This window comes from Paenibacillus doosanensis, assembly GCF_025060755.1.
GTDB classification, from domain to species: domain Bacteria; phylum Bacillota; class Bacilli; order Paenibacillales; family NBRC-103111; genus Paenibacillus_S; species Paenibacillus_S doosanensis.
This window is the reverse complement of sequence record NZ_JANYUY010000039.1, coordinates 17,716-42,843: the sequence shown is the minus strand read 5'-3', so window position 1 is coordinate 42,843 and position 25,128 is coordinate 17,716. Positions and strand designations below refer to the sequence as shown.

27 protein-coding genes and 1 pseudogene are annotated in these 25,128 nt (G+C 51.3%); 22 read left to right on the top strand and 6 right to left on the bottom strand.

Annotated elements, in window-relative coordinates; genetic code table 11:
* Nucleotides 1-42 precede the first annotated feature (42 nt).
* From N0M98_RS23360 to N0M98_RS23330, 7 genes are all read left to right on the top strand, one after another.
* Entirely contained in the window at nt 43-345 is a 303-nt protein-coding gene (locus tag N0M98_RS23360; RefSeq protein WP_249860271.1) for a MazG-like family protein, read from the top strand.
* A gap of 5 nt (nt 346-350) precedes the next feature.
* Nucleotides 351-1,274, top strand: coding sequence for a DUF2232 domain-containing protein (locus N0M98_RS23355; protein WP_259619341.1), 924 nt, complete (start codon nt 351-353; stop codon nt 1,272-1,274).
* A 22-nt stretch (nt 1,275-1,296) separates the two neighbouring features.
* Nucleotides 1,297-3,258 (top strand): DHH family phosphoesterase, encoded by a 1,962-nt coding sequence (locus tag N0M98_RS23350; protein ID WP_249860273.1) that lies wholly within the window; start codon nt 1,297-1,299, stop codon nt 3,256-3,258.
* Nucleotides 3,255-3,701, top strand: a complete 447-nt coding sequence (gene rplI / locus N0M98_RS23345; protein WP_249860274.1) for a 50S ribosomal protein L9 — start codon at nt 3,255-3,257, stop codon at nt 3,699-3,701. The genes N0M98_RS23350 and rplI overlap by 4 nt, the downstream gene beginning before the upstream one ends.
* Before the next feature lie 609 nt (nt 3,702-4,310).
* On the top strand, nt 4,311-5,648 hold the full coding sequence (dnaB, locus tag N0M98_RS23340; RefSeq protein ID WP_249866362.1) for a replicative DNA helicase: 1,338 nt from the start codon (nt 4,311-4,313) through the stop codon (nt 5,646-5,648).
* Between the two features lie 192 nt (nt 5,649-5,840).
* Nucleotides 5,841-7,124, top strand: coding sequence for an adenylosuccinate synthase (locus tag N0M98_RS23335; RefSeq protein WP_249860276.1), 1,284 nt, complete (start codon nt 5,841-5,843; stop codon nt 7,122-7,124).
* Nucleotides 7,125-7,284: 160 nt separating this feature from the next.
* The gene (locus tag N0M98_RS23330) at nt 7,285-8,109 is read left to right on the top strand and encodes a hypothetical protein (RefSeq protein WP_259619340.1); all 825 of its coding nucleotides are present in this window, start codon (nt 7,285-7,287) and stop codon (nt 8,107-8,109) included.
* Nucleotides 8,110-8,345: 236 nt separating this feature from the next.
* Here N0M98_RS23330 and N0M98_RS23325 read toward each other — a convergent pair whose 3' ends face one another.
* A complete protein-coding gene (locus N0M98_RS23325; protein ID WP_249860278.1) occupies nt 8,346-8,609 on the bottom strand; it encodes a hypothetical protein in 264 nt (87 codons plus the stop codon).
* Nucleotides 8,610-8,789: 180 nt separating this feature from the next.
* On the opposite strand from N0M98_RS23325, the gene N0M98_RS23320 reads away from it, so the two are divergent.
* From N0M98_RS23320 to N0M98_RS23295, 6 genes are all read left to right on the top strand, one after another.
* Complete coding sequence (locus N0M98_RS23320) at nt 8,790-10,355, top strand: peptidoglycan DD-metalloendopeptidase family protein (protein ID WP_259619339.1); 1,566 nt, start codon at nt 8,790-8,792, stop codon at nt 10,353-10,355.
* A 226-nt stretch (nt 10,356-10,581) separates the two neighbouring features.
* Nucleotides 10,582-11,298, top strand: coding sequence for a response regulator YycF (gene yycF / locus N0M98_RS23315; protein WP_249860280.1), 717 nt, complete (start codon nt 10,582-10,584; stop codon nt 11,296-11,298).
* A gap of 3 nt (nt 11,299-11,301) precedes the next feature.
* On the top strand, nt 11,302-13,155 hold the full coding sequence (gene walK, locus N0M98_RS23310; RefSeq protein WP_249860281.1) for a cell wall metabolism sensor histidine kinase WalK: 1,854 nt from the start codon (nt 11,302-11,304) through the stop codon (nt 13,153-13,155).
* Nucleotides 13,152-14,432: a YycH family regulatory protein gene (locus N0M98_RS23305; protein WP_259619338.1), complete on the top strand. Its 1,281-nt coding sequence runs from the start codon at nt 13,152-13,154 to the stop codon at nt 14,430-14,432. Before walK ends, N0M98_RS23305 begins: the two co-directional genes overlap by 4 nt.
* A gap of 60 nt (nt 14,433-14,492) precedes the next feature.
* A complete protein-coding gene (gene yycI / locus N0M98_RS23300; RefSeq protein ID WP_249860283.1) occupies nt 14,493-15,239 on the top strand; it encodes a two-component system regulatory protein YycI in 747 nt (248 codons plus the stop codon).
* A 40-nt stretch (nt 15,240-15,279) separates the two neighbouring features.
* Nucleotides 15,280-16,083, top strand: coding sequence for an MBL fold metallo-hydrolase (locus tag N0M98_RS23295; protein WP_259619337.1), 804 nt, complete (start codon nt 15,280-15,282; stop codon nt 16,081-16,083).
* Here the strand turns inward: N0M98_RS23295 and N0M98_RS23290 are convergent.
* A complete protein-coding gene (locus N0M98_RS23290; RefSeq protein ID WP_259619336.1) occupies nt 16,080-16,280 on the bottom strand; it encodes a nitrile hydratase subunit alpha in 201 nt (66 codons plus the stop codon). The genes N0M98_RS23295 and N0M98_RS23290 overlap by 4 nt on opposite strands.
* A gap of 381 nt (nt 16,281-16,661) precedes the next feature.
* Between N0M98_RS23290 and N0M98_RS23285 the strand changes: the two genes are divergently transcribed.
* The 4 genes from N0M98_RS23285 to rlmH all read left to right on the top strand — a co-directional run bounded on the left by N0M98_RS23285 (nt 16,662) and on the right by rlmH (nt 18,712).
* Nucleotides 16,662-17,555 (top strand): S1C family serine protease, encoded by an 894-nt coding sequence (locus N0M98_RS23285; protein WP_310944291.1) that lies wholly within the window; start codon nt 16,662-16,664, stop codon nt 17,553-17,555.
* Nucleotides 17,556-17,605: 50 nt separating this feature from the next.
* Entirely contained in the window at nt 17,606-17,881 is a 276-nt protein-coding gene (locus N0M98_RS33775; RefSeq protein WP_310944290.1) for a PDZ domain-containing protein, read from the top strand.
* A gap of 36 nt (nt 17,882-17,917) precedes the next feature.
* Entirely contained in the window at nt 17,918-18,085 is a 168-nt protein-coding gene (locus N0M98_RS23280; protein ID WP_249860287.1) for a CxxH/CxxC protein, read from the top strand.
* A 147-nt stretch (nt 18,086-18,232) separates the two neighbouring features.
* The gene (gene rlmH, locus N0M98_RS23275) at nt 18,233-18,712 is read left to right on the top strand and encodes a 23S rRNA (pseudouridine(1915)-N(3))-methyltransferase RlmH (protein WP_259619335.1); all 480 of its coding nucleotides are present in this window, start codon (nt 18,233-18,235) and stop codon (nt 18,710-18,712) included.
* A 100-nt stretch (nt 18,713-18,812) separates the two neighbouring features.
* On the opposite strand, the gene N0M98_RS23270 is transcribed toward rlmH, so the two are convergent.
* Nucleotides 18,813-19,184 carry a VOC family protein gene (locus N0M98_RS23270; RefSeq protein ID WP_249860322.1) on the bottom strand — a complete coding sequence of 124 codons (372 nt, stop codon included), beginning with the start codon at nt 19,182-19,184 and terminating at the stop codon, nt 18,813-18,815.
* Nucleotides 19,185-19,229: 45 nt separating this feature from the next.
* Here N0M98_RS23270 and N0M98_RS23265 point away from each other — a divergent pair, with 45 nt between their 5' ends.
* A complete protein-coding gene (locus tag N0M98_RS23265) occupies nt 19,230-19,952 on the top strand; it encodes a TetR/AcrR family transcriptional regulator C-terminal domain-containing protein (protein WP_310944288.1) in 723 nt (240 codons plus the stop codon).
* A 151-nt stretch (nt 19,953-20,103) separates the two neighbouring features.
* On the opposite strand, the gene N0M98_RS23260 is transcribed toward N0M98_RS23265, so the two are convergent.
* Together N0M98_RS23260 and N0M98_RS23255 are read right to left on the bottom strand one after the other, a co-directional pair.
* A complete protein-coding gene (locus tag N0M98_RS23260) occupies nt 20,104-20,580 on the bottom strand; it encodes a GyrI-like domain-containing protein (RefSeq protein ID WP_259619333.1) in 477 nt (158 codons plus the stop codon).
* A 21-nt stretch (nt 20,581-20,601) separates the two neighbouring features.
* A complete protein-coding gene (locus N0M98_RS23255; protein WP_259619332.1) occupies nt 20,602-21,081 on the bottom strand; it encodes a GyrI-like domain-containing protein in 480 nt (159 codons plus the stop codon).
* 168 nt (nt 21,082-21,249) lie between these two features.
* Here N0M98_RS23255 and N0M98_RS23250 point away from each other — a divergent pair, with 168 nt between their 5' ends.
* Entirely contained in the window at nt 21,250-22,215 is a 966-nt protein-coding gene (locus tag N0M98_RS23250; RefSeq protein ID WP_259619331.1) for a helix-turn-helix transcriptional regulator, read from the top strand.
* A 174-nt stretch (nt 22,216-22,389) separates the two neighbouring features.
* Here N0M98_RS23250 and N0M98_RS23245 read toward each other — a convergent pair.
* Nucleotides 22,390-22,688: pseudogene (locus N0M98_RS23245) on the bottom strand (LysR substrate-binding domain-containing protein); the annotation flags it as partial.
* Between the two features lie 165 nt (nt 22,689-22,853).
* On the opposite strand from N0M98_RS23245, the gene N0M98_RS23240 reads away from it, so the two are divergent.
* The 3 genes from N0M98_RS23240 to N0M98_RS23230 all read left to right on the top strand — a co-directional run bounded on the left by N0M98_RS23240 (nt 22,854) and on the right by N0M98_RS23230 (nt 25,128).
* Nucleotides 22,854-23,258 carry a VOC family protein gene (locus N0M98_RS23240; protein ID WP_259619330.1) on the top strand — a complete coding sequence of 135 codons (405 nt, stop codon included), beginning with the start codon at nt 22,854-22,856 and terminating at the stop codon, nt 23,256-23,258.
* Nucleotides 23,259-23,506: 248 nt separating this feature from the next.
* On the top strand, nt 23,507-24,397 hold the full coding sequence (locus N0M98_RS23235) for a helix-turn-helix domain-containing protein (RefSeq protein ID WP_259619329.1): 891 nt from the start codon (nt 23,507-23,509) through the stop codon (nt 24,395-24,397).
* Complete coding sequence (locus tag N0M98_RS23230; RefSeq protein WP_259619328.1) at nt 24,364-25,128, top strand: PTS sugar transporter subunit IIB; 765 nt, start codon at nt 24,364-24,366, stop codon at nt 25,126-25,128. Before N0M98_RS23235 ends, N0M98_RS23230 begins: the two co-directional genes overlap by 34 nt.

Genomic DNA, 25,128 nt, shown 5'->3' with positions numbered 1-25,128 from the left:
TAATTAGCCTAAGTGTCTGCTTAAGGAAAGGCGGCTTGCCCTATGGATCGGGATATGGATTTGGCTCGACGCGCCAAGATCATTGAATGGCTCAAAACGGAAATCGTCGATCAAATGGCACAACTGTTAAAAGGAATTTGGGAAGGAAGCCATCATAAGATTGTAGACGGCTTATCAAGCCTTATCGCCTGCTGTTACATTCTCGGGAGACGACTCGGTATCCCGCTGCGCAGTTTAGACGAAGCGGTTTTGGAGAAAATGAAGAAGCATAGGCAGGATGGACATCAATTGGAAGAATGGTACGGAGACATATCCGCTTTGGAAGAACATTTGCGTAAGAGGTGAAGGTGTTGGGGAAGGGTTCCGTACGAATGCTCGGCTGGAGCATAGCTACAATCATTTTGCTTCTTTCGGTGATTACACCGCTTAGTATCATTACGTTTTTTCTGTTAATGATTCCGGTCGTCGTGCAATTCGTTAAGCTCGATACGAAACGGTTTCTAATGTATTATGGCGCAAGCTTGGCCATCGTGTACATTCTCACTTCGGTATTTCTGGTCGGCTGGGCCGGCGTGCTGCTGGTTTCGATGTCGCTTTTCTTTTTGCCTCCCGTCATTCAAATGGGCAATCTGTACAAAAAGCGGTCTCCTGCGCGCACGGTGCTTACGGTAGGTACCGTAACGCTGCTCGCGGAGCTGCTGCTAAGCCTCGTCGTCAGCTATTTGTTCGGCTTCAATCTGATCGACAAGATGAAGCAGTTCATGACGGAAAGCATCAATTCGCTGCCGGACCAGCTGAAGGGTATGGTGGCGCTGGACCAGGATGTGCTGGTTCAATTGATGAGCCAGATGCTGCCGCTGTATATGATCGGTTTTTCGTTGATTGTCGTAGTCATTACGCATTGGCTGTCGAGGAAAGTGCTCAATCGTGCGGGCGAGTCCATTCCGGCCTTCAAGCCGATGAGAGAGTGGATGCTGCCGCGGTCCTTCGTATGGTATTACATGATCGCTTTGTTTATGGAGTTTTTCGTTAAAGACGCCAACTCGATTTTGTTTACTTTGCTGATTAACCTGCTGCCTTTGCTGACAGCCGCTTTTGCAATACAAGCGCTTGCGTTTTTGTTTTTCGTGGTCCATACCAATCGTTGGAATAAAGTGTTGCCTATCGGAGGTATCGTGCTGCTGCTCATCTTTCCGCCGGCGTATTTCATTTTTAGTATGCTTGGGGTATTTGACGTAGCTTTTCCGATCCGTGAACGTATGACGCGAAAATAATGATGGATTAGGAGCGAGTGGAATGCCGAAGTTCCTGCTAAAGCGATGGCACGGCTTGCATATCGTGTGGATTTTCGCCTTAATGACGATTTTGATTTTTATTTTGATGTGGTATCAATGGGTGATCGGCGTGATCGCCTTGTTTCTATGCGGGATACTGGCCTACTTCACGCTTCAGGCGGAGCAGGCCTTTCGTAAAGACCTGAATCATTATGTAGGGACGCTGTCCCACCGGATTAAACGGGCGGGCAATGAAGTCATTCATGAGCTGCCCATCGGCATTTTACTTTATAACGAAGAGAAAATGATAGAGTGGCATAATCCGTTCGTGGCGAAAATGGTGTCCAAAGAAACGTTGATCGGCGAACCGTTGATTGAGGTGTTTCCGGCTTTGAAGGCGCGCAAGGAGAAAGATGTAAGACTGGAGATTACGGTTGGAAAAAGCATCTATCTCGTACAGGTGAAGCCCGACGAAAGGCTGCTGTACTTTACCGATATTACCGCCTTCAAAACGTTGTCGGCCCGCTATGAGGAAGAACGGCTTGCGATAGGGATCGTCATGATGGACAACCTCGAGGAAGCGACGCAGGGAATGGACGATCAAACCCGCAGCATTATGCTGGCCCGGGTCACCGGGGAAATTACCGAATGGGCGCAAAAAAACAACGTCTATTTAAGACGCACCGCCTCGGACCGCTATCTGATTCTGATGAATCAAAAGGGGCTCAAATCGCTGGAGCAGTCGCGGTTTGAAATCTTGGACGAGGTTCGGGATTTGACGATTGAAAACAAGCTGCCGCTGACGCTCAGCGTCGGAATCGCTTCCGGCATCGATTCGCTTACGGAGCTCGGCCAGCTGGCCCAGACGAGCTTGGACATGGCTCTGGGCCGCGGCGGTGATCAGGTCGCCGTCAAGGTCGGCGAGCGGCTGTCCTTCTACGGCGGGCGCTCCAACGCGATTGAGAAGCGAACGCGGGTCAGAGCGCGGGTTATCTCTCATGCGCTGCGCGATTTGATCAAGGAGTGCGACAAAGTGATCATCATGGGACACCGCTACCCGGATATGGACTCGATCGGAGCGGCCATCGGCGTGCTGAAGGCGGTTCACGTGAGCAATAAAGAAGGCTATATCGTGCTGGAAGGCATCAATCCGTCGATTCAGAAGCTGATGGATACGATCTACGAGGACGAGAAGCTGAACCGCTGGTTTATAACGCCCGAGCAGGCGATGCAGATCACGAACCAGAAGTCGCTGGCGGTCGTCGTCGATACGCATAAGGCGTCCATGGTGGCGGAGCCGAAGCTGCTGCAGCTGACGCAGCGCAAGTTCGTCGTAGACCATCACCGCCGCGGCGAGGAGTTCATACAGGACGCTACGCTCGTCTATATGGAGCCGTACGCTTCCTCCACCTGTGAATTGGTGACGGAGCTGCTGCAGTACTTTAACGACCGTCTGACGATGGGTGTGCTCGAAGCGACGGCGCTGCTGGCCGGCATCGTCGTCGATACGAAGAGCTTCAGCTTGCGCACCGGCGCCAGAACGTTCGAGGCGGCTTCGTTCCTTCGCCGCAACGGTGCGGATTCCTCGCTGATCCAGCGGCTGCTGAAGGAGGATTTGGACGCTTACATCCAGCGTTCCGAGGTGATCAAGAATGCGGAGATCCTCTTCGATCATATCGCGCTGGCCGTAACGGAGCCGAATCGCAAATATTCTCAGTTGCTCATTGCGCAAGCAGCTGATACATTGTTAACTATGACGGGCGTGATGGCGTCTTTTGTCATTAGCGAACGCCCGGACGGCTTAATCGGCATCAGCGCCCGTTCGCTCGGGCAGATGAACGTGCAGGTCGTTATGGAACGGCTGGGCGGCGGCGGCCATTTGACTAACGCGGCGACCCAGTTGGAAGGCACGATTGCCGAAGCGACGCAAAGATTGAAAGAAATATTAAGTGAGATGGACTCAGAGGAGGGGCTTTTCGAATGAAGGTTATATTGCTGAAAGACGTTAAAGGCCAAGGAAAAAAAGGGGAAATTAAAAGCGTATCCGAAGGATATGCCAATAACTTTTTGTTTCCGCAGCAGTTGGCTGCGCCTGCGAATGAGTCGTCGATGAAGGTGTTGGAGAACCAGAAGAAGGCCGAGCAGCGCAAGAAGGACGAAGAGAAGGCCGAAGCGGTTGAGCTCGGCAAGAAGCTGGAGACGCTGACCGTGCAGTTGAAAGCGAAGTCCGGTAAGGACGGACGGCTGTTCGGAGCGATTACAAGCAAGCAAGTAGCGGAAGAGCTGGAGAAGCAGTTCAAAATTAAAGTGGATAAACGGAAAATTTTGATGGAGGATTCCATCCGCACTTTAGGCGTTACCGAGGTAGGGGTAAAGCTTCATCCGGAAGTGACCTCCAAGCTGAAGGTGCACGCTACGGAAGAGTGATTTATGATCGACAGCTCCTTAAGGGAGAAATGACATAGAATAGGAATTCTGCCGTCTGACTGAAGGATTTACGCAAGATCGGCGGGTTCGACAAGCCCAAGGCTTTCCTCACGGAAAGCCTTGGCTTATGGAACGGACCGTTAGAAGTGTGGTGAAAAAGTGGCCGAAGAGTCGATAGAATGTTGGAGCAGCGTAAGCGGGCGCCTTTGTAGACGGATTTTCACCGCTGTAGCGGTTCAAAATGAAAAAAATCCGGCTATAACAGTGAGTGGAAACTTCTATCGACCGCAGGACGCGACGAAATCACCACGCTTTTAGAAGGCCGGTGAACAAAGAGCGGAGGGGCCATTTGAATCTGGAAAAGCGTTAGCGTTCGCCTTTGAAAACGGATTTCTCCATAGAAAAAAGGAAATAACCATCCAAAAAATCCGGTTTCAACAGCGATTGGAGGATCAAATGGGCACCGCAGCGGACTTTTTCACCACACTTTTAGAAGCGCGGGGAAAAAGCGGCCGGAGGCCATATGCTCAAATGTAACTCCGTCGGACAGACTCTTAGGACTGCTGGGAGAAGAACTTCTGGGAGGAAACGAACTTGAACAACGAAGGCATGTTTATGGACCGGATCCCTCCGCAAAATTTGGAAGCCGAGCAGGCGGTGCTCGGCGCGATTTTGCTTGACAGCGATTCGCTCGTCACTGCGATGGAACGTATCACCAGCGAGGATTTCTATCGGACCTCGCACCAGCGCATCTTCGAGTCGATGATCGAGCTGGCGGAGGAGAATGAGCCGATCGACTTGGTCACGCTGACGGCCAAGCTGCAGAATAAGCAGCAGCTGGAGGAGATCGGTGGGATCAAATATTTGTCGGAGCTGGCCAATGCCGTACCGACCGCGGCGAATATCGACTATTACTCGCAGATCGTCGAAGAGAAATCGATGCTGCGAAGGCTGATCCGCGCCGCGACGAACATCGTGACCGACGGCTATGCGAGCTCCGATGACGTCGGCGATTTGCTCAGCGATGCGGAGAAGCGCATTCTGGAAATTTCGCAGCGCCGCTCCAGCACCGGATTCGTCTACATTCGGGACGTACTGATGGAAGTGTTCGATAAGGTGGAATTCCTCTATAACAATAAAGGAGGAACAACCGGGATCAAATCCGGTTTCCACGACTTGGACAAAATGACGTCCGGATTTCAACGTTCGGACTTAATTATTGTGGCGGCTCGTCCTTCCGTAGGGAAGACGGCGTTTGCCTTGAATATCGCGCAAAACGTCGGTGTGCGCGAGAAGGAGACCGTGGCGATCTTCAGTTTGGAGATGGGCGCGGCTCAGCTCGTCAACCGGATGATCTGCGCGGAGGCGAACGTCGACGCCGGACGGATGCGGACCGGCTTCCTGGAGCCGGACGACTGGGAGAAGCTGACGATGGCGATCGGCGCGCTGTCCGAAGCCAATATTTATATCGACGATTCGCCTTCCGTAACGGTAGCGGATATCCGTGCCAAATGCCGCAGGCTGAAGCAGGAGAAGGGGCTCGGCATGATCCTGATCGATTACCTGCAGCTCATTCACGGCCGCGGCAAGGGCGATAACCGCCAGCAGGAAGTATCCGAAATTTCGCGTACGCTCAAACAGATCGCGCGTGAGCTGGACGTGCCGGTCATCGCGCTGTCTCAGCTCAGCCGGGGCGTGGAGCAGCGGCAGGATAAGCGCCCGATGATGTCGGACTTGCGCGAATCCGGTTCGATCGAGCAGGATGCTGATATCGTTGCCTTCCTGTACCGCGATGACTACTATGATAAGGAATCCGAGAAAAAGAATATCATCGAAATCATTATCGCCAAACAGCGGAACGGTCCGGTCGGAACCGTAGAGCTGGCATTCCTGAAAAACTTCAACAAATTCGTCAGCCTCGACCGCTCGCATCAGGATGCGGGATAACGGGTGCACATGATTGTTGCACGGGGAACATTTTCTCAATTGCATATATGAACAATATCCGAACAATGGTACAGAGGGCTGTACTATTGTTCGTTTTTATTGACTTTGGCAGATGAGACTGATAAAATATTCATGGTGCTTTAGGCCTTTTGGCTAATTATAGGTGAGACTCACCTGATGGGGGTTATGTGCATGTCAACGGTAGTGGTTGTCGGAACCCAATGGGGCGATGAAGGAAAAGGAAAGATTACGGATTTCCTTGCTGAATCTGCTGAAGTAGTGGCACGTTATCAAGGCGGTAACAATGCAGGCCATACGATTTTAATTGATGAGAAGAAATATAAATTGACGATGATTCCATCGGGCATTTTCTACAAAGATAAAGTATGTGTAATCGGTAACGGGATGGTAATTAACCCAGGCGCGTTGCTGCAAGAAATTGAATATATTCATGAAAATGGCTTTACCACAGACAACTTGAAGATCAGCGACCGCGCACATGTCATTATGCCATATCATCTGATCCTTGACGGCCTGGAAGAAGAACGCAAAGGCGACAACAAGATCGGGACGACCCGCAAAGGGATTGGCCCTTGCTATATGGACAAAGCGGCAAGAAACGGCATTCGGATCGCCGACCTCATGGACGCGGCCGAATTCGAGCGCAAAGTTCGCCATATGGTGGCCGAGAAAAACGTGCTGATCGAGCAGGTGTACAATGGCGAGGGGCTGAACGCCGATGCTATTATCGAGGAGTACCTCGGATATGCGGAGCGCATTCGTCCTTACGTATGCGATACTTCGGTCGTGCTGAACGATTTGATCGATGACGGGAAAAAAGTACTGTTCGAGGGCGCACAAGGCGTTATGCTTGACATCGACCAAGGAACGTACCCTTACGTTACGTCTTCCAATCCTTCCGCAGGCGGCGTATGTATCGGTTCCGGCGTCGGCCCGACGAAGATCAAGCAAATCATCGGCGTCGCCAAGTCGTATACGACCCGTGTGGGCGACGGTCCTTTCCCGACCGAGCTTCACAACGAGACAGGCAACTGGATTCGTGAAAAAGGCCATGAGTACGGAACGGTGACAGGCAGACCGCGCCGCGTCGGCTGGTTCGACAGCGTCGTCGTTCGCCATGCCCGCCGCGTCAGCGGTATTACCGGCTTGTCTCTGAACTCGCTAGACGTTCTGGCTGGTCTGGAAACGGTCAAAATCTGTACGGCTTACAAATGCCGCGGAGAAATTATCGAGCATTATCCTGCAAGCTTGAATCTGCTGTCCGAATGCGAAGCGGTCTATGAAGAGCTTCCGGGCTGGAGCGAGGATATTACCGGCGTTCGCAAGCTGGAGGATTTGCCGGCCAATGCCAGACGTTATGTAGAGCGCGTATCCGAGCTGACCGGTATTCCGATCGCCATCTTCTCGGTCGGCCGCAACCGCGAGCAGACGAATCTGGTAAGACCGATCTATTAATCGTGATAGATTAACGGAATGTTTATAGAAGAACCTCTTAGTGCCTTTAGTTTTGGGCCGAGAGGTTCTTTTTTTGCATTACGAACGGTTGGTTTGGCAACAAAACGTCAATACTGGAAGGAGATGATAACGTTTCGACAGGCGGGAGATGAGAGCGACAATGAAAAGTTTGCAATGGATGGCCAAATTACTGTTAAGCGCATGGATTACGTCCGTCGTTTGCATCGCGTCCACCTTCTGGGCGGTAAGCACCTACGCGGATATGATCATGGAACAATATAATTTGAAATCGTCGACAAGCGCCATGCCGACTTGGCCGCAGTTCGTCGGGCAGCTTGGCAAGCAGCTTGGCTTCGGCGGCGGTTCGCCGTCGGGTCAGGGAAGGACGGCGCTGGGCGACAAGCAAGGAAACCAGCCGCAGCCGGACCGTCCGGTATCGGGCAGCGTCGCGGATAGCTCCAGCGTGGCAGGAGCAGGCAATCAAGCGGGAGAGGGTGATCCGTCTGCCGGCGCAGAAACCGGAGCGGGCACGGGCGGAGCTGCGCCGGGAGGCGGCAGCGGCAGCAACGGCGGTTCGTCGACGACGAAAAAACCGCCTGAGGATGCTGTCGCCGTTTTCGGCCACCAGAGCGGGGTCGATTCGTCCACCCCGGAGGCCGGCGCAGGAACGGGAGGGGGAATCAGTCCCGGAGCGGTAGCAGGGGCCGGCAGCGGAGCGGGTTCCTCGGCAGCCGAGGACAGCAAGAGAATCGTCGTCTCCGGCGAGGAGTTCACGAAGAAGAAAGATCAGCTGTCGAGCGCGGATAAGAACAAGATTTTCAACCTGCTGGTATCCCGGGTGCCGCAGGCGGACATGCAGACGATTTCCGGGCTTATGGAGGACGGGATTACGGCATCCGAGCTGAAAGAGATCGAAGAAATATTGCAGAAGTATTTGAAGCCGGATGAATATGCCCAGCTTATCGCGATGATTAAAGCGAACTAAAGGCTTCGGTTCTGCGGCAAGAAGAAAGCTCCGGGCACGATACAGTGTCCGGAGCTTTTTTGCCGTTCAATTCATGAATAGGGCAAGGCAGCAAGAGGCGGATATTCGTCGCTTGAGGAGCTCCAAATCGTCAACATCCGGCCGCAATAGCGAGCGGTAGCCCCCGATCGACCGCAGGCTGCCTGTTTTTCTCCAGATTGCTATCGCTTAGCGAAGCTCGCTTTTTCACCGGGCTTTTAGAGCTGTCCTCCGAACTTGGCCAATGTATCCTCCGCTTGCCTGGAGCGGGAAGACTCGACGACGACTTGCAGGACATATCCGTGGCCGTTCGCGCTCTCATCCTCCGTCAGGGCGGATTGGGTCAGCGGCGTCAAATAAGCCGAAGACCCGGCTTCGCTGTCCGGATGAATCCGGATATCGATCGCCCCCTGCTCGCGCAACGTATGGGCTGCCTCGTCCAGATTCGACCGATTTTTGAAAAATGCCGTTATGTTTTCCATAGTTTAACTTCACACCCCCGACACCAAACCATTGATTCCGACTCCAAGACAGTGAATTATGTTGAAAGAAGAAGTCTAGTTGTGGTAAATTGATAAATGGAGTCGACTTACATGGTTAGTGTCCCTATTTTAGGTGTTTTTATGTATTTTTCGTAGAAAACGACTTAAAAGGAGTAGAACATGACAGTTTTCAAAGGAAGGAATTGGATGAAAGAGAAGCTGGAGCAATCCAAGCTGAAGCTGTCCCAATTCCAATGGAGAAACGTGGCCGCCAAGCCGGCAGTCGAAGAAGCTAAGAGCGAACAGAAGCAGCAGCCTTTAACCGGAAAATTTTACAGTGATCTTCGTTTACATAAATGGACCGTGATCAAAGCCGTATCCGTATTGGGCGTCGTATCCGCCGTTGTGTGGGGCGGGAATAGCCTTGTTCATGCGGGTATGAAAAACATATATCATGTAGCAATCAACGGGCAAGAGGTAGGCACGGTTGAGGATACCTCCGAAGTGGAAGAATTGAAGCAGACGAAATCCAAAGAGCTGGCGTCTTCCAATACGGCGGTGCGGATGAAGGTTCTGGAGCCTGAGGTCACATATCAGGTTGAAAGGGTTTTCATGGAGAAGACGAACGATCAGCAGGTGCTAGACCGCGTAGCCGGTGCTATAACAGCTACGCCAGTAGGCACGGAGCTGCTCGTTGACGGCAAGCCGATGGGCGTGCTGAGGGACGAACAAACAGCGGACAAGCTGCTCGAGGATATTAAGAATTCGGTGCTGGAGAAGAAGAAGGATGCGGGCAAGGTGCGTATTCTATCGGCCTCTCCGGCTAGCGCGCCTTCGGAAGTAGAATTGCAGAAGGTAGAGTTCGTGCAAAAGGTAGAGTTGAAAGAAATCGAGATTCAGCCGCAAGATGTGATGAGTCCCGACGAGCTGAAGCAGAAATTGGAGACCGGCGACGTGACGCCGACCAAATATACGGTGGAGAAAGGCGATTGCGTATCCTGCATCGCCCAGAAGCTGGACATTCCGAAGCAGGTCATTTATCAAAACAATCCGACGATCAGCGACGACATGATCAAGGTCGGCCAAGAGCTCGATTTAACGGTGCTGCAGCCGAAGCTGGCCGTCCGCACGGTCGAGAAGGTGGCCGAATCCCAGGAAATTCAATATGAGACTGAATACCAGACCGATGATACGATGCGGGCAGGTACGAATGAAGTCATTAAAGAAGGCAAGAACGGCTTGAAGAAAGTGATGATTCAAGTGACGAAGGTCAACGGGCTGATGACCGACGAAACGGTATTGAGCGAGGAAGTCGTTCAAGAGCCGGTCAAAGCGATCGTCCGCAAGGGAACCAAGGTCATCAAGGGAGAAGGAACAGGCAAATTCGCATGGCCGGTGGCATCGTCAACTATTACGAGCACGTTCGGCACCCGCTGGGGCGTATTCCATAAAGGTGTCGACCTGACATCTTCGAACAAAAACATTATGGCGTCGGATAACGGCAAGGTTATTTTTGCTGGCGTCAAGAGCGGCTACGGCAACTGCATCATCATCGACCATATGAACGGATATAAGACGCTGTACGGCCATTTAAGCCAAATCTATACGAGCGTCGGGAAAATCGTCGAGAAGGGCGAAAAAATCGGTTATATGGGCAGCACAGGCGACTCAACGGGCATCCATCTGCATTTCGAGGTGCAGCAAAACGATTCGCCGCAAAATCCTCTGAAATATTTGAATAAATAGCACTTATTCATATCTTTCTTACTAGCATAGACGCAGCCCGAGGGGAAAAGGTTGCTTCGTCCGGGTAAGATCGCGGAACAGCATATAAAGAGGCATGGAAGAAGCAGGAAAGCTGCTGGTCCATGTCTCTTTTTGCATCGAGGTGTGGTAAGATAGATGTAAGTATTGTGAGAAAGTGGATAAACCCGAGCGATTCAGTTTTTTTCTAAGGCGGTGATCGAACAGGATGGCGAAAATACTCGTTGTCGATGATGAACAACCGATTGCGGATATATTGAAATTCAATTTGGAAAAGGAAGGCCATGAAGTCATCTGCGCGTATGACGGAGGCGCGGCGGTCGATCTGGCTTTCAAGGAAGACCCCGATCTGATCCTGCTCGATTTGATGCTTCCCGTGAAGGACGGAATGGATGTATGCAGGGAAGTGCGGAGTAAGCTCAACACGCCGATCATTATGCTGACGGCCAAGGATAACGAGATCGACAAGGTGCTAGGGCTTGAGCTTGGGGCCGATGATTATGTGACCAAGCCGTTCGGCACCAGGGAGCTGCTCGCCCGCGTGAAAGCGCATTTGCGGCGGCATACGAAGGTTCAGACGCCGCTGCCGACGGAGCCGGAAGCGAGGCAGGGTATCCGGATTCAAAGCCTGTTTATCGATAGCGATATGTATCTGGTCTACAAGGATGACGTCGCTCTCGATCTAACGCATCGCGAATTCGAGCTTATTCAGTATATGGCCAAAAACAGCGGCAAAGTGATGACCCGCGAGCATCTGTTGCAAGCGGTCTGGGGCTTCGAATATTTCGGCGACGTGCGGACCGTGGATGTGACGATCCGCCGGCTGCGCGAAAAGATCGAGGATGACCCGAGCCGTCCGGAGTATATCTTGACCCGCAGAGGGTTGGGCTATATGATGCGCAATCCGAAAAGCGGAGGCTTCTAAGAGATGAAAGGACTTCGTTTCTTTCAATTTTTTCAATCGATTCAAGCGAAGATCATTATTATTTACGTACTGCTGATTCTGATTGCGATGCAGCTGATCGGAGTGTACTTCGTCCGAACGCTGGAGAGCTATTTCAAGAACGATTTCATAGAGTCTCATAACAGCCAGGCGCAGCTGCTTACCCAATTCGTCGAGCCTTATTTGTCGGTGAGCAGCGAGGAATCGAAGCAGGGGGATACGCGCAAAACGTTCGCCGATTTGAACGATGTGGTGAACAAGCTGTTCGCCAACAGCAGCGCGGAGATTCAGGTGATCGACGCCAACGGGTTCGTGCTCAGCACGTCGATGGCGAGCCACCAGTCGATTGTCGGGCAGAAGAACACGCAGACGGAAGTGAACCGCGCCCTGCAGGGGATTAAGGACAATCAGCGAATGTTCACCGACCTGGACGGCATCCGCAAGATGATCATCGTGAAGCCGGTGGCTTCGGGGGTTAAGGTGAACGGGGCGGTGTACATCATCGCTTCCATGGAAGAGCTGTACAACACGATGAACCGGATCAATCAGTTTCTGATTACCGGGACGCTCATCGCGCTGGGGCTTACGATGGTCTTGGGGGTCGTGCTGTCGGCGACGATCACCGGGCCGATCAAGGCGATTACCCGCCAGGCGACGGCCGTCGCCGAAGGGCGGTTTAACGACAAGGTGCCCGTGCTCGGCAAGGATGAGATCGGACAGCTGGGGCAGACGTTCAACTTCATGATGGAGCGATTGAAAGAGGCTTTGTCGCTCAATGAGGAAGAGAAGGAGAAGCTGGCTTCGATTCTGACCAATATGAACGACGGATTGATCGCGACCGACGACGACGGCAAGGTGATCGTCATTAACCGGCGGGCGAAGCAGATCCTGCAGGTGAATGAGGATACGACGCTCGGCAAGCCGCTTCCCGAGGTGCTTGGCATCTCGAAGGAGACGATGAATGAGCTGCAGGCGGGGGAGTCCTCTTCCCCTTCAATGATGCTGCAATTTTATCACGATGCGGATGAGGAGCAGCTCTCCGTACGGGTCTCCTTCACGACGGTGTACAGCAAGGAGAAGGGCTCGGCAAGCACGATTGTCGTGCTGCAGGACGTGACGAACCAGGAGAAGCTGGAGGAATCGCGCAAGGAGTTCGTAGCGAACGTCTCACACGAGCTGAGAACCCCGCTGACGACGATTAAAAGCTATCTGGAGGCGCTGGAGGACGGAGCGTTGGAGGAGCCTCAGCTGGCCGGCAAATTCGTCAACGTAACGCGCAATGAGACGGAGCGGATGATCCGGCTCGTTACCGATCTGCTGCAGCTGTCCCGCCTCGATTCGAATCAGGCGATTATTAGCCGCGAGGTGACGGATGTCGCTGAAATGCTCGATGAGGTGGCCGACCGGTTCTCGTTCCAGCTGGAGCACCGCCAAATCGCGATCGCGATCGAGGTGGAGCCGGATATGGAAGAGATTATGCTGGACCGCGACCGGATCGATCAGGTACTGGACAATCTCGTGTCCAATGCGATCAAATATACGCCGGACGGCGGAAGCATCGCGATTCGCGCCCGCTGCCCGGAGCCGAAGTGGCTTGAGGTGTCGGTTCAAGATAACGGAATCGGCATTCCGAAGAAAGATTTGAACCGGATTTTTGAACGGTTTTACCGCGTTGACAAGGCGCGATCCCGCAGTATGGGAGGCACGGGGCTCGGGCTATCGATTGCCCGGGAAATAGTAAGGGCGCACGGCGGAACGATTGCGCTGGAGTCGGAATGGGGGCAAGGGACGAAGGTTACCTTCACGCTTCCGTACACTCTAGAGGAGGTTGCGCTATGATCGAGAAGCTGAAATCCGGCGTATTGGTGCTGTTGGTGGCGCTAAGCTTGCTGCAAAGCTACCTTCTCTCTTACAGCTCTCCGAAGTTCGATCCGCTCGTCCAGCAGGATTATGTCAAGACCGACCCGATGGGTTCCCAAGCTTCGCTGGAGGATCTGCTGTTCGCGGATCATGTCGTTTTGCATATGGGCAATCAGGTGCATACCGTGCTGTATCCGAATACCGCAGGCTATAATCAAATCCTCGATAGCGTGAAGCAGAGAACGCTGTCCGGCTTCCGCAAGACGACGGTGTCCTCCCTCAACATGAATGTGGAGGAAGTACGGGGCAAGCAGCAGGGTCTTGAGGTCGTGTTCCGCGACGGGATTCCGCTCAACGTCCTGCAGCGCGTCATGCAGCTGAAGGGCGAAGTGCCCGCAGATAACGATGTCATTACCCGGATTTGGATCGTTGCCAGAGAAGCGAAGGACGAGGTGCGAACGATTCTGTTCACGGATACGGCCAGTACGGTGTATGAAGTGCAGAAGGCGGATATTTCGGCCAAAGATATCGAACGGATTATCACGCTGGAAGGAACGGTTCCGTATAAAGAGACGGCGGACGGCTACTATTTGCCGACAAAGCCGATTTCTTTTCCCGCTTATACGCTCGATTTCACGCAGTTTACGGTCGATCAGCTGAAGCGAAGCTTCTTCGTCGATCCGGCGATCACACGGAACTTGTCGGAGCGCGACGGCACGGAGATTTATACCGACGCCAAGCGGGGGCTGCAGCTGAAGAACGACGAGCGCTGGCTAACCTATTCCGACCCTGTGGCTCCTGTAGACAGCAAAATCGACGTACAGGATAATCTGCTCTCTGCGGTGCAGTTCGTCAATCAGCACGGCGGCTGGAACGGACAGTATGCGGTGCAGAAGGTGCCTCAGCGGATGCTGCCGGTCAGCCAGTCGTTTATTTTCCGCCAATATTACGGTTCGCTGCCGGTGATGAATCAGCATAACGACAATATCGGATTTATTAAGATGTCGCTGCAAAAAGGCGTCGTCTCCCGCTATGAGCGGTCCATGATCATTCCCGATCCGGCGGGGGTAAGGAGCAGAGACGCGACGCTGATCACCGGCGAAGAGCTCGATGCGAAGCTTGCTCAATATGCGAAGAAAAACGCCGTCATCTCGGTGTTCCCCGGCTATCGGCCGACGATATTCGATAAGACGATGGAGCTGGTGCCGGTATGGACGGTGGAACTGAGGGACGGTACGTATGAGTTTTTGGAATAGCTGCGGGCGGAGTAAGGCAAACGGACTCAGGCGCGGACAACGGTGTGAAGGAGGATGCCCATGGACTGGGGCCGGGCGAAGACGATTCTGATTCTTTCGTTTTTTCTGCTGAATATGGTGCTCGGCTACCAGCTGTGGACGACCCGGTCGGATCTGCTGGAGTTCGACGCCAATACGGCAAGTGCGGCCGAAGAGATTCAGAAGCTGATCAAGAGCAAGAACATTCAGATTTCCACGGAGATTCCGAAGGATGTCCCGAAGCTGAAGGAAATCGTCGTTAATTTCGACGATAAATATACATCGAACCAGCTGATTCCGCTGGAGACGCCGTTTAAGTACAGCCCGCTGCTAAGCCGGAGCGGGGCAAGGGAAACCGCTCCTAAGACAGGCATTCCGAATATGGATAAGTATCAGTATGATCCGATTCTGAGCACGAACGGCACCTATGTCTTCCACCAGCTGTATGGCTCGCTGCCGATGTTCGAGGTCAGGCTGGAGCTGAAGGAGCAGGACGGGATGATCGTAGGGTATAGGCAGGGGTATGCCGAGGTGAAGCCGGAGAGCGACCAGAAGGAGCAGAAGGTCATTTCTCCCTATATGGTGCTGCGCAGTCTGATCGAGAATTATTTCCCGAGCGGGACGGTCGTCACCAGCATCAAGCTTGGTTATCACGGTCAAGTATTTAATTCACAGACGATGTTTATGGTGCCTTATTGGCGCGTCACGATAGGCAACGGGGAAGACGATATTTATTATGTGCACGCTTTGAACGGAGCGGTGGACCCGCCGCAGCGCAACAAGCGGTAGCGGCGCGGTTGTCAGGTTTACAGGATGGGAGTTTAATGGTATGGGAATTCGATTTACCGTATTGGCCAGCGGATCGACGGGGAATGCGATGGTGGTGGCGACGGATGAAGGCAAGGTGCTTATCGACGCCGGACTCAGCGCCAAAAAGATCGATCAGCTGTTAAAGGAAAAAGAGATGGACCCGCGGGAGCTCGACGCGATTCTGGTTACACACGAGCATGCGGATCATATTAAAGGGCTGGGAGCGGTCGCCCGCAAATACGATCTGCCGGTCTATGCCAACGAAAAAACGTGGGAAGAGCTGAACCGGCATATCGGGGAAATCGCCGAAGATAAGCGATGTATTATGGAAACCGGCGAGGTTCGCAATTTCGGCTCGCTGCAGGTGGAGTCGTACGGCATTTCCCACGATGCGGCCGAGCCGGTCGGCTACTGCTTCTATCATGGGGATGAGAAGCTGGCGCTGGCTACCGATCTGGGCTATATGAGCGCTAAAGTCAAGGAGAAAATCCAGAACAGCGACGTGCTGGTGCTGGAATCGAATCATGACATCGAGATGCTGCGGATGGGGAAATATCCGTGGAACATTAAGCGGCGCATCCTCAGCGATCTCGGCCATTTGTCGAATGAAGCCGCGGGCATCGGCCTTGTCGATGTAATGACGGAAAAGACGAAGCGGGTGTACTTGGCGCATTTGAGCCGGGATCATAACATCATGGATTTGGCCAGGCTGACCGTGAATAATATGGTAGAGGAGAGGCTGGCGCCCGACGATCACCGCGCCCGGCTTATGGATACATATTACGACCGGGCCACGGATTGGGATCGGCTGGATGAAGATTAGAGCCCCGATTCCGGAGTGAAGGCCGCGTCCAATTGCTCCGACATCGCGGCGATATCCTGCGCGGTAATGATGCCTTTCTCTACAAGCACTTCGATGAGCGCGCTGACGATCAGCGAATTCTGGTAATGCGCGAGTTTCAAATCGGCCAGCTTGCCGATCCAATCTACTTGCTCCAAATGCGAGGAAATGCGGTTCATAGATTGCAGCATCCTTTCCATATGAGAATGAATGGGTTGTGACCGGCCGTCTGTATCAGACAAGGGCTCTTCTATACTATACCGCCGACTGGTTTGAGCCTGCCTGCTGCGGGCTGTACGTTCGTGTGCAGCAGCGAAGCTCCTTCGTTCGGAGGAGCCGTGTGTCAGGGCGGATCGCAAATGAAACCAAGACGCTGGAGCCGGTTGATCTTCTTTTCGTTCTACTCTTAGTCTAGTCTTTCAAGCGGGAAAACATTCCTGTTTCTAAAAAAAGTTTTGGAGATTGCTAGTTTAGCCTGATGCGAATCTCAAGTGTTACTTTGACGACGGGACCAGAATTCAATGGGGACTCTGCTTGGCAGAGAAGGGAGCGGGAGAGCGATGAGTCTGTTCGACGATGATTTTTATTCCACGAAGGTGTCCCGTTGGGAAGGCTGGTCTGCCCGGGGAGCGGCTGGACGGCGGATGAAGGGGATGAAGCTCGCTCCTTGGGTGCTGCCCGCCGCAGGCGGAGCCGCCGCGATGCTCGTACTCGTGCTGCTGTTCGGCGGTTGGGGACATCACTCAGCACAGCCGGCTTCGCTAACGGCGGCTGCTGCGGCAGCGGGAGGAGCCGTTGACGCGCAAGGGCTGGCCGGAGATTCGGCCGTCTACGCTGCGGAGAAGGTAGGGCCGACCGTTATCAGCATCATCGCCTCCAACAAGGACAGCGATAAGGAGGCGGTCCGCGGGGCGGTAGGTCTCGGCTCCGGCATTATGTTCCAGAAATCGGGAAGTGCGATCCGCATCGTCACGAACAACCATGTGGTGGAGGGCTTCAGCCAGCTGGAGGTCGTCACGGCGACCGGAGAGCACAAAAAGGCGGAGCTGATCGGCCGCGATCAGATGACCGATCTGGCGGTGCTGGAGATCGACGGGAGCGGGATCAAGCAGATCGCCGAGTTCGGCGATTCGGACGCATTGAAGCCTGGGGAGGCGGCCATCGCGGTAGGCAATCCGCTCGGACTCGGCTTCGCCCCGACGATTACGAAGGGCATTATTAGCTGGCCGAAGCGGACGATTCCGGTCTCCTTAAGCCAGCAGGGCGACTATGACTGGGAAATGGACGTCATCCAGACCGATGCGGCGATTAACCAGGGCAACAGCGGAGGCGCCCTCGTCAGCCTCGACGGCAAGGTGGTCGGCATCAATACGCTGAAGGTCGCCGATATGGGCGTCGAAGGGCTCGGCTTCGCCATTCCGATCAACTCGGCCAAGCCGTCATCGAAGCGCTGATCAAGGATCATAAGATCAAGCGCCCTTATATGGGCGTGGTGACGCAAAATTTGCAATCTTTTAAAGGAACGGAAGTATTAAAGCTGCCTGCGGGTGTAAAGACTGGTATTATTGTTATAGACGCGACAGGGCCGTCCAAAGACGCCGGTCTCAAAACGAACGACGTCATCGTCGAGCTCGACGGCAAGCCGGTCGACAGCACCTTGGAGCTGCGCAAATATATTTATAGTCAAAAGAAGGTCGGAGATAAAATCAACGTCACCTATTACCGCGGCGGCAAGAAAGCGACCGTCGCCCTGACGATGGGAGAGGTACCCGACCGGTAATATGCGAGAGCAAATAGAAAAAAGCGGGGTCTCATTATGTATGTAGTCTGCAAAGAACATCTGGAACTGGCGATCGATCAATTCGTCGACGAATACGAGGATGCGCCGGATATTGTCGATTTAGAGAAAACCAGCTTCCCGGCATGGGAGCCGCCGGCTCATTGCGAGCGCTGTATGGAACGGGCGAGATTCCTGGTCGTATAGCCGGAAGCGAAGGAAGAAGGCCGCTCGTGCCCGCGTTGGGACGAGGGCCTTCTTTTTTTATGGGGGAAACGCAGGTAGGCTGCGGCTGTGCGGCTGCATGAAGAAAAAGCAAAAGAAAAAAGCAGGATGAAAGGATGTTGTTGCATTATGCAAATCCAGATTGTTGCCGTAGGCAAGCTGAAGGAATCTTACCTCGTGCAGGGCATCGCCGAGTACGTCAAGCGCCTTGGCCCGTACGCCAAGGTGCAGATCAGCGAGGTGCCCGACGAGCGGGCACCGGAGACGATGAGCGCCGCGGAGGAGGCGCTCGTGCGCCAGCGCGAGGGTGAACGCATCCTCGCGCAGATCAAGAGCGACGCCTACGTCGTGGCGCTCGCTATCGACGGCAAGCCGCTCTCGAGCGAGGAGCTCGCGCGGCATGTGGAGGGCCTGGCCACGTACGGGCGCAGCCACGTGGCCTTCGTCATCGGGGGCTCGCTGGGGCTGGCCCCCGCGGTGCTGGCGCGCGCCGAACTGAAGCTGTCGTTCGGGCGCATGACTCTGCCGCATCAGCTTATGCGGCTGGTGCTGGTGGAGCAGGTGTACCGCGCGTTTAAGATTATGCGGGGGGAACCGTATCATAAATGACGGAGAAAAATTGGGTTGTTGGTATGGCAGGGAATATTGGCGCGCGTGTGATATAAAGGAAAGTAATAACTTTGATAAAGTCCGAATTCGTTAAAAGTGCTTAGACGGCGAACGAGGTAACCTCGAACAGAATGCCGTCAAGCGCCTTGAAGTAGAGCGTGTAACCTCCGCGCATCGACTTCGGACTACTTTCCTTGCTAGCAAGCCCTGCAGACATAAGCTTAAGAAAAAAATGATCCACATCTTCCCTCGTATCCACGTAGAATCCGACATGAAACCCTTCGGGATAAGTCGGGTTCTCGCCTCCTAAGGCCGCCAACTGGCTTAAGACGAGCGTAAACCCCGCTTTATCCTTCATAACTGCAATCGCGTCACCTTTCCGATCCGCAAGCTCAAAACCGAATATATCAGCGAAAAAGGTAACTGCCTCCGACACACTGTTTACGCACAAGTTTAGGTGGTTTAGCTTCATTCTTTTATTACCCCTCCGTTATTCTAATACCATTAGATTAATCTAATGGTATTAGAATATACTTCTATGCTATACTTGTCAAGTGAAAGGGTGAGTCCGTTGGCTAGGAAAACTCGTACAACCAATACTCCGCTGGACCAGACAAGGATTATTCAGACCGCGTTGCAATTGCTGGATGAGATCGGTCTCAAGGAGTTAAGCATGAACAAAATCGCGAACAAGTTACAGGTGAAAACCGCGTCACTTTATTATCATATCCAAGACAAGGACGAACTGATGGGACTGCTGGCCGATCGAATAAGCAGTTCCATGGAGTGGCCGGATTCGTCTCTTTCTTGGAGGGAGCAGCTTGGGCTCTGGGGTGAGTCTTTCCGTAAGGTCCTTCTCTCGCACCGGGATACGGTGGATCTTTTCAATTCTAGTATAGCCTCGGGTTATGATCGTCTTAAGCAGGTAGAGAGGCTATACGCCCTATTGTCATCTGTCGGTTTCCCGGATCAGCAGGTGCCATGGGTAGCTTCAATCTTGAAAAATTACGTGCTCGGATTTGTAGGAGAAGAGGTAAGGCTGCGGTTAAATGCCGATCAGGGTGCCATCTCGAATGCGGAGCTAAGCGAACGCTATAACCAATATTATAGTCAATTGCCGTCAGAGGAGTTCCCTACTGTAATCCGTCTGGCTTCGTACACGACGAATTCCGATTGGGCGAAGGAGTTCGAGTTCGGACTTAGTGTTTTGACAGAGGGGCTGGCGGTTAAGCTTCAGTAGAATGGATGGGAATCATCCGGCGTCGGAAGTTAGATTGGAAAACGATAGCAAGATAAAAGAAAGGACTGCTCCTTCATGGGCAGTCCTCTTGGCTTGCTAAGAGTTATCTTTGGAGAAATATGTTGTTGATAGTCAGGTTTTTGACATCCCGCTATTTTTTAACCACAGGAACCCAAAATTCGCCGTAGAAAGTGCCGTTACCGTTTTCTTTGCGATAAGTCGCATTGGGACCGCCGATGTAAGCATAGTCAGTGATTTGTGACAAGACTTCGCCAAAAGCACGATAAGTCAACTGATCAAACAAAGTTTCCTTGTCGCCGGTTCCTGCGAGCACGATGTACTCGCTCTCTGGAAACTCGATGATTCGTGTTGCGTCAGCCACCGTTTTACTAGCCTCTACCGCGAAATAATTCCACGGTCTGCCTTGATAAACCTCGTTGACGGACCATTCGCGATCATCTTTTGCGGCCGCTTTGAGCTTATTAAAACGCCCGTCAGCCTTGAGCCCTCCCCAAAACTCTGCTTTTTCCTTTTGCAAAGCTGGCATATCCTGGAAATTGGATTGAATTGAAAAGCCATAAGCGGTCAATGTGAATGATTTCTTATGTTCAACGGTGTAATTTGCCATGGGAGTGCTCCTTTGACTAGATTAGCCTGAAACTTTTTTTGCACGAAGCCACATTTCGCCGTAGAATGCACCGTCTTCAGCAGCTTTGACGAATGTTGAGTTGCCAGGCCCAACGTATTTGTAGTCTGTGATTTCTTGCAGCAGGCCACCGAAAACCTTGCCCGTTATTTCGTCGGCAAGGCGGTTTTTGTCAGCGCTTGTGCTAGCCACCACGAGGTAGTCTCCGGCGAGGAAATCGAGGACGATCGAGCCTTCCACGTCGTATGCACCCATCACGCCGAAGCCGCGCCAAGCCTTGCCGTCGATGACGTAGTTGATTTGATATTCTTGCCCGTCAGCGAGCGCAAGAAGTTCGGCAAGCTTGCCGTTTTCGGTGATTTCGGCTTTTTTCGCTGCAGTTTTTGCTGCATTGCCCGCCCAGTCGTTGTAGTCTTCAAGTATAACACCGAAAGCAGTCATTTTGTAGTTTTCTGAAATGGTTTGGATGGAGTAGTTAGACATCTTCATCTCTCCTTAGCGGATTTGTTTTTACAAGATTGATACTATTCTCTAAATGTATCAAAAAGCGATACCTTTTATCGAATATGAAAAAGTATTGCAGAAACAGAATCAAACTCGGTACTGGTGCTACATTTCTGATACAATATAATCATGAAAAAGACAGAACGAGTGAACCTGATCATGCGCTTCATCAATAACCGCGCGCATTTTACGATTGCAGAGATTCAGCGGGAGTTCAAGATTTCCCGCGCGACGGCGATCCGCGACATTAACGAGATTCAGGCGATGGGTTTTCCGCTGACGACCGAGCTTGGGCGCGGGGGCGGCTACAATGTCCTGCAAAATCAGTATCTGTCCGCCGTCCGTTTCACGCCAGAAGAGCTGAAAGCGATATTTATCAGCTTTATTGCCTCGAAAAATTCGCAGCTGCCTTATTTGCAAAATCGCCGCTCCATCACTGAAAAACTCATCGGCATCGCGTCGCAAACCCAGCACGACGAGCTGATCGAGCTGAATAATATCTTGCTTTTCGAAAATACAAATCCTGCTAATCCGAATCTTTTGGAACTCGATGATGCGGCGCCTGCGGAGTTGAACCAGTTGATTTCGCTTGCCGCACGGGATAAGCATTTGCGCTTGACGTATGAGCCGAGTCCTGGCTGGCCGCAGTTGATGGACGTTTTTTTGATTCATATTTTTAACTCAAACGCTCGTTGGCTGGTCGAGGTTTATGATCTTGATACCGATGAGTTTCGTTATTTGCCTGTTGAGATGCTGCGGGATTCTGCCTTTTCTGAGCAGAAGATGAGGCGGTCTGAGCAAGAGATATTAAGCAAAAAACGGCTTGGCGCACGTGAGTCCAATCTGATTGTAAAGCTTGATACGACTGGGATTCAGCGCTTTAAGCGATTGCACCCGCCGGGGATTATTTTGTCCTTTACAGGAATGTTCCAGTCGAGTGGGATTTTCAATGCTCAATTGAATGTGACCGATGTTGAGGCGCTAGAGTATTATGCGGATTGGCTTTTGTTTTTGGGGAAAGGGGTCGAGTTTGAACGGATTCCTGATGAGCTGCGCTTGATTTTGGAGGAGCGGTTAAGGGGAAGTGCTGACGCTTTAACAAAAACACGTTAGTCCAATAACCGGGCTGCAACGTTCGCGAGCCCGAGTTGGCTTGGTGCTGCAGCAACCTCAAAAATTTTAGCGCTCACTCTATATAACAAGCGAAATATTAGAACGCCGCGGCGCGCTGATAATTCGCTTTAGAGCATCGCTAAGCTGAACAGAAATGAAAGTGTATTCGTAAATTCAGATGGCGATTTCGATGATGAAGGATATTATGATTGGTGAAAGCCACTTGTCTCTATGCCAAACATCTGTGTAAACACGTGCAAATCCGGAATTTGCCATGGAAGGGCAATAAGTTCGCCCCGTTCAACTTCGGCCTCCGCTGTTATTTCAGGGAAATTGCCACATGGTTTAATGGCTTCGGCGCTTTAAAACTCCAAATACGTAATATCATCAATGCCCTCTTTCTCAAATGATCGGTCAAACATGGTTCGATAGGGACAGCCCTTTTCATTCGTCAGGAACACTTCCCTTGGAAATCTTCCAGCGGAAGCCCCCAAAATGCCAAAATGCTACTGACATAATGTTGTCAGTAGCGTTTTTTTATAATTGAACATGTAAACGTATAGGATAGATAAGTAAAAAGTATGTTTTACAACGGCTGTAGAACACAGCCAAACTTATATTAGGAAGGATGATATCTTGTGAATTTCGCTTCTGTACGCATCATTACTGACGACGTGGATCGTCTTGTTGAGTTCTATGAGAAAGTCATGGGGGTTTCGGCGGAGCGACCCGCACCCGTATTTGCCGAACTCGTTGTACCATCATGCACCCTTGCCATCGGCCACTCCCAGACGACGCAGCTATTCGGTACCGGTTCCGTAGTGGGCGCCAATAATCACACTGTCATTATTGAGTTCCGGGTCGACGATGTCGAAGCGGAATATGTGCGCTTGAAGCCATTTATCGATAATTGGGTAATGGCACCGACCATGATGCCTTGGGGAAACCGTTCTATGCTGTTCCGCGATCCCGATGGCAACCTTCTTAACCTCTTCGAGCCGGTGACCGAGGATGCTATTAAACGGTTTAGAGGTAGACATTGACGGGCAGTAAAGGATGGCCTTTCTAACGCACCAGAAGAATATCGGGGAAGGGGCTATGATGTGAAATGGGACTTGTTCATTTTATTAAGCTAATAGGAGGATAGTTCAACAATAATGATTTTTAGCTATACATTGCGTTTAGCTTATGTTGAAATAATAAGTGAGCTTAATGAATGATGTTTGTGGTTAATGGAGAATCGGTCAAGAAGAACATCTGATGCTTCGTTCGAAATTTATAGGCGACGAGCTTGGCTCAGCTGTTATCGTTCATGGCTTGTCCGCGATATCGTCGATTCCTCCTTCTGGGGGAATCGACTTTTCGTTCGAGGCTTGTTCGAATCATCGTAAAAGAAAGAACGTCGAAAGGGGTAAAAGGAATCGTTCTTGCTGATACTATAAACATTCAAATTGAATTAAAATGGGGTGGGAATATGGATAAGGGATTTAAATTAGCTAGCCAACTATTGACGCTGCTTGATACGGAACAAAGATGGTTTACCTTAGCCGAAGTTGAAAAAAGTTTTGGTATTTCAGATAAAACAATACGTAAGATGGTTGAGGAAATCAGCAAGCAATTACCACCTAGTATGACCATTGAAGTTTCTAGAGGAAAGGGAATATTTCTTCGACGTGATGGGAAAAGTAAGACGATTAGCGAAGCGATTTCTTCCATGTTCAGACAAACCACCTTTTATAGGCTGATGAGTGTGTTGTTCATGAATGTGGGTCCACTGTCCGTGGAGGAGCTTGCCGGGGCTATGTTTATGAGTACCTCGTCTTTGAAGAAACTGATCGTGCACTTAAATAATCATGATCTGAAAGCGTATAAGTTACGCATTACTTATTCTACACCTATGATCAAAGGGAATGAGTTGAATATTCGATATTTTTACTGGAAGTTATATTGTGATGCGTATGAGTTCACAGGATGGCCCTTTGAGAATGTCGATTTTGCTTACATCAATGAGCTAATCACAAATACGGAGAAACAGAAAAACATTGTTTATTTTATCAATTCCAAAAGGAGATTAGCCTTTTTGTTGGCCATTGTTGTAGAAAGAGTGACGAGAGGAAAATGTGTAAAAATCGACGAACATAGTTACCCTTGGGGAAAGGTTTTTTTTTTTATTTACCAGTAAAAACCTTTGCGAAGAGTCTTGAAGAAAAATTCTCCATTGAATTTCCCAAAAGCGAAATATTTTTTATGCAATCACTGGCTAGTCTCAGCCAATATCATTATTATGAAGGATCAGAAATAACGCCGATGAAAGAAATAGAATTATACAAAGAGAAAGAAGAATATCAAATGGGTAATCTGCTTCTAACGCTATTGGCAAAGGTATACCCCAACTTGGATAAGGAAGAACGATTTATATTGGAGATATACGAATTCTTTGACAAGCTATTAATCGATAATGCCATTCCTGAATGGATGATGATTTCAAAAAGTAATTTAACTACATATGTTCAAGAAGAGTGCCAGCAGATTTATCAAGAATTGCAAACCTGCATGCAAACGTGGAATAAAGCGTATCCTTCCATCTTGTATAATGATTTTCATTTAACCAAGTTAACCTTAATTGTTCGCTCAGGCTTGCGTTATAAAAGAAAGAGGGCCTTCTTAGTGATCGGGGAAGAATTTTCAATTCGTCATTACATAGCGGATTTGATAAAGAAGGAAATTGGGGATCAGTTGATCATTAATACTTCCATAATGAAAGGGTTAACCGACGAAATGATGCAGCAGCATCATATTGATCTTGTTATCAGTAATATCCCGGTTGCATTAAAGACAGTGCCTGTTGTTATTATCTCTACAATCCCATCTAAACGGGACTTAGACAATATTCGTCAAGAATTGCTCTTATAA

Excerpts from the sequence above, each read along its gene's own strand:
- N0M98_RS23360 (WP_249860271.1), top strand. The coding sequence starts at position 43 with ATGGATCGGGATATGGATTTGGCTCGACGCGCCAAGATCATTGAATGG.
- N0M98_RS23350 (WP_249860273.1), top strand. The coding sequence starts at position 1,297 with ATGCCGAAGTTCCTGCTAAAGCGATGGCACGGCTTGCATATCGTGTGG.
- rplI (WP_249860274.1), top strand. The coding sequence starts at position 3,255 with ATGAAGGTTATATTGCTGAAAGACGTTAAAGGCCAAGGAAAAAAAGGG.
- dnaB (WP_249866362.1), top strand. The coding sequence starts at position 4,311 with ATGTTTATGGACCGGATCCCTCCGCAAAATTTGGAAGCCGAGCAGGCG.
- N0M98_RS23335 (WP_249860276.1), top strand. The coding sequence starts at position 5,841 with ATGTCAACGGTAGTGGTTGTCGGAACCCAATGGGGCGATGAAGGAAAA.
- N0M98_RS23330 (WP_259619340.1), top strand. The coding sequence starts at position 7,285 with ATGAAAAGTTTGCAATGGATGGCCAAATTACTGTTAAGCGCATGGATT.
- N0M98_RS23325 (WP_249860278.1), bottom strand. The coding sequence starts at position 8,609 with ATGGAAAACATAACGGCATTTTTCAAAAATCGGTCGAATCTGGACGAG.
- N0M98_RS23320 (WP_259619339.1), top strand. The coding sequence starts at position 8,790 with ATGACAGTTTTCAAAGGAAGGAATTGGATGAAAGAGAAGCTGGAGCAA.
- yycF (WP_249860280.1), top strand. The coding sequence starts at position 10,582 with ATGGCGAAAATACTCGTTGTCGATGATGAACAACCGATTGCGGATATA.
- walK (WP_249860281.1), top strand. The coding sequence starts at position 11,302 with ATGAAAGGACTTCGTTTCTTTCAATTTTTTCAATCGATTCAAGCGAAG.
- N0M98_RS23305 (WP_259619338.1), top strand. The coding sequence starts at position 13,152 with ATGATCGAGAAGCTGAAATCCGGCGTATTGGTGCTGTTGGTGGCGCTA.
- yycI (WP_249860283.1), top strand. The coding sequence starts at position 14,493 with ATGGACTGGGGCCGGGCGAAGACGATTCTGATTCTTTCGTTTTTTCTG.
- N0M98_RS23295 (WP_259619337.1), top strand. The coding sequence starts at position 15,280 with ATGGGAATTCGATTTACCGTATTGGCCAGCGGATCGACGGGGAATGCG.
- N0M98_RS23290 (WP_259619336.1), bottom strand. The coding sequence starts at position 16,280 with ATGAACCGCATTTCCTCGCATTTGGAGCAAGTAGATTGGATCGGCAAG.
- N0M98_RS23285 (WP_310944291.1), top strand. The coding sequence starts at position 16,662 with ATGAGTCTGTTCGACGATGATTTTTATTCCACGAAGGTGTCCCGTTGG.
- N0M98_RS23280 (WP_249860287.1), top strand. The coding sequence starts at position 17,918 with ATGTATGTAGTCTGCAAAGAACATCTGGAACTGGCGATCGATCAATTC.
- rlmH (WP_259619335.1), top strand. The coding sequence starts at position 18,233 with ATGCAAATCCAGATTGTTGCCGTAGGCAAGCTGAAGGAATCTTACCTC.
- N0M98_RS23270 (WP_249860322.1), bottom strand. The coding sequence starts at position 19,184 with ATGAAGCTAAACCACCTAAACTTGTGCGTAAACAGTGTGTCGGAGGCA.
- N0M98_RS23265 (WP_310944288.1), top strand. The coding sequence starts at position 19,230 with ATGGTATTAGAATATACTTCTATGCTATACTTGTCAAGTGAAAGGGTG.
- N0M98_RS23260 (WP_259619333.1), bottom strand. The coding sequence starts at position 20,580 with ATGGCAAATTACACCGTTGAACATAAGAAATCATTCACATTGACCGCT.
- N0M98_RS23255 (WP_259619332.1), bottom strand. The coding sequence starts at position 21,081 with ATGTCTAACTACTCCATCCAAACCATTTCAGAAAACTACAAAATGACT.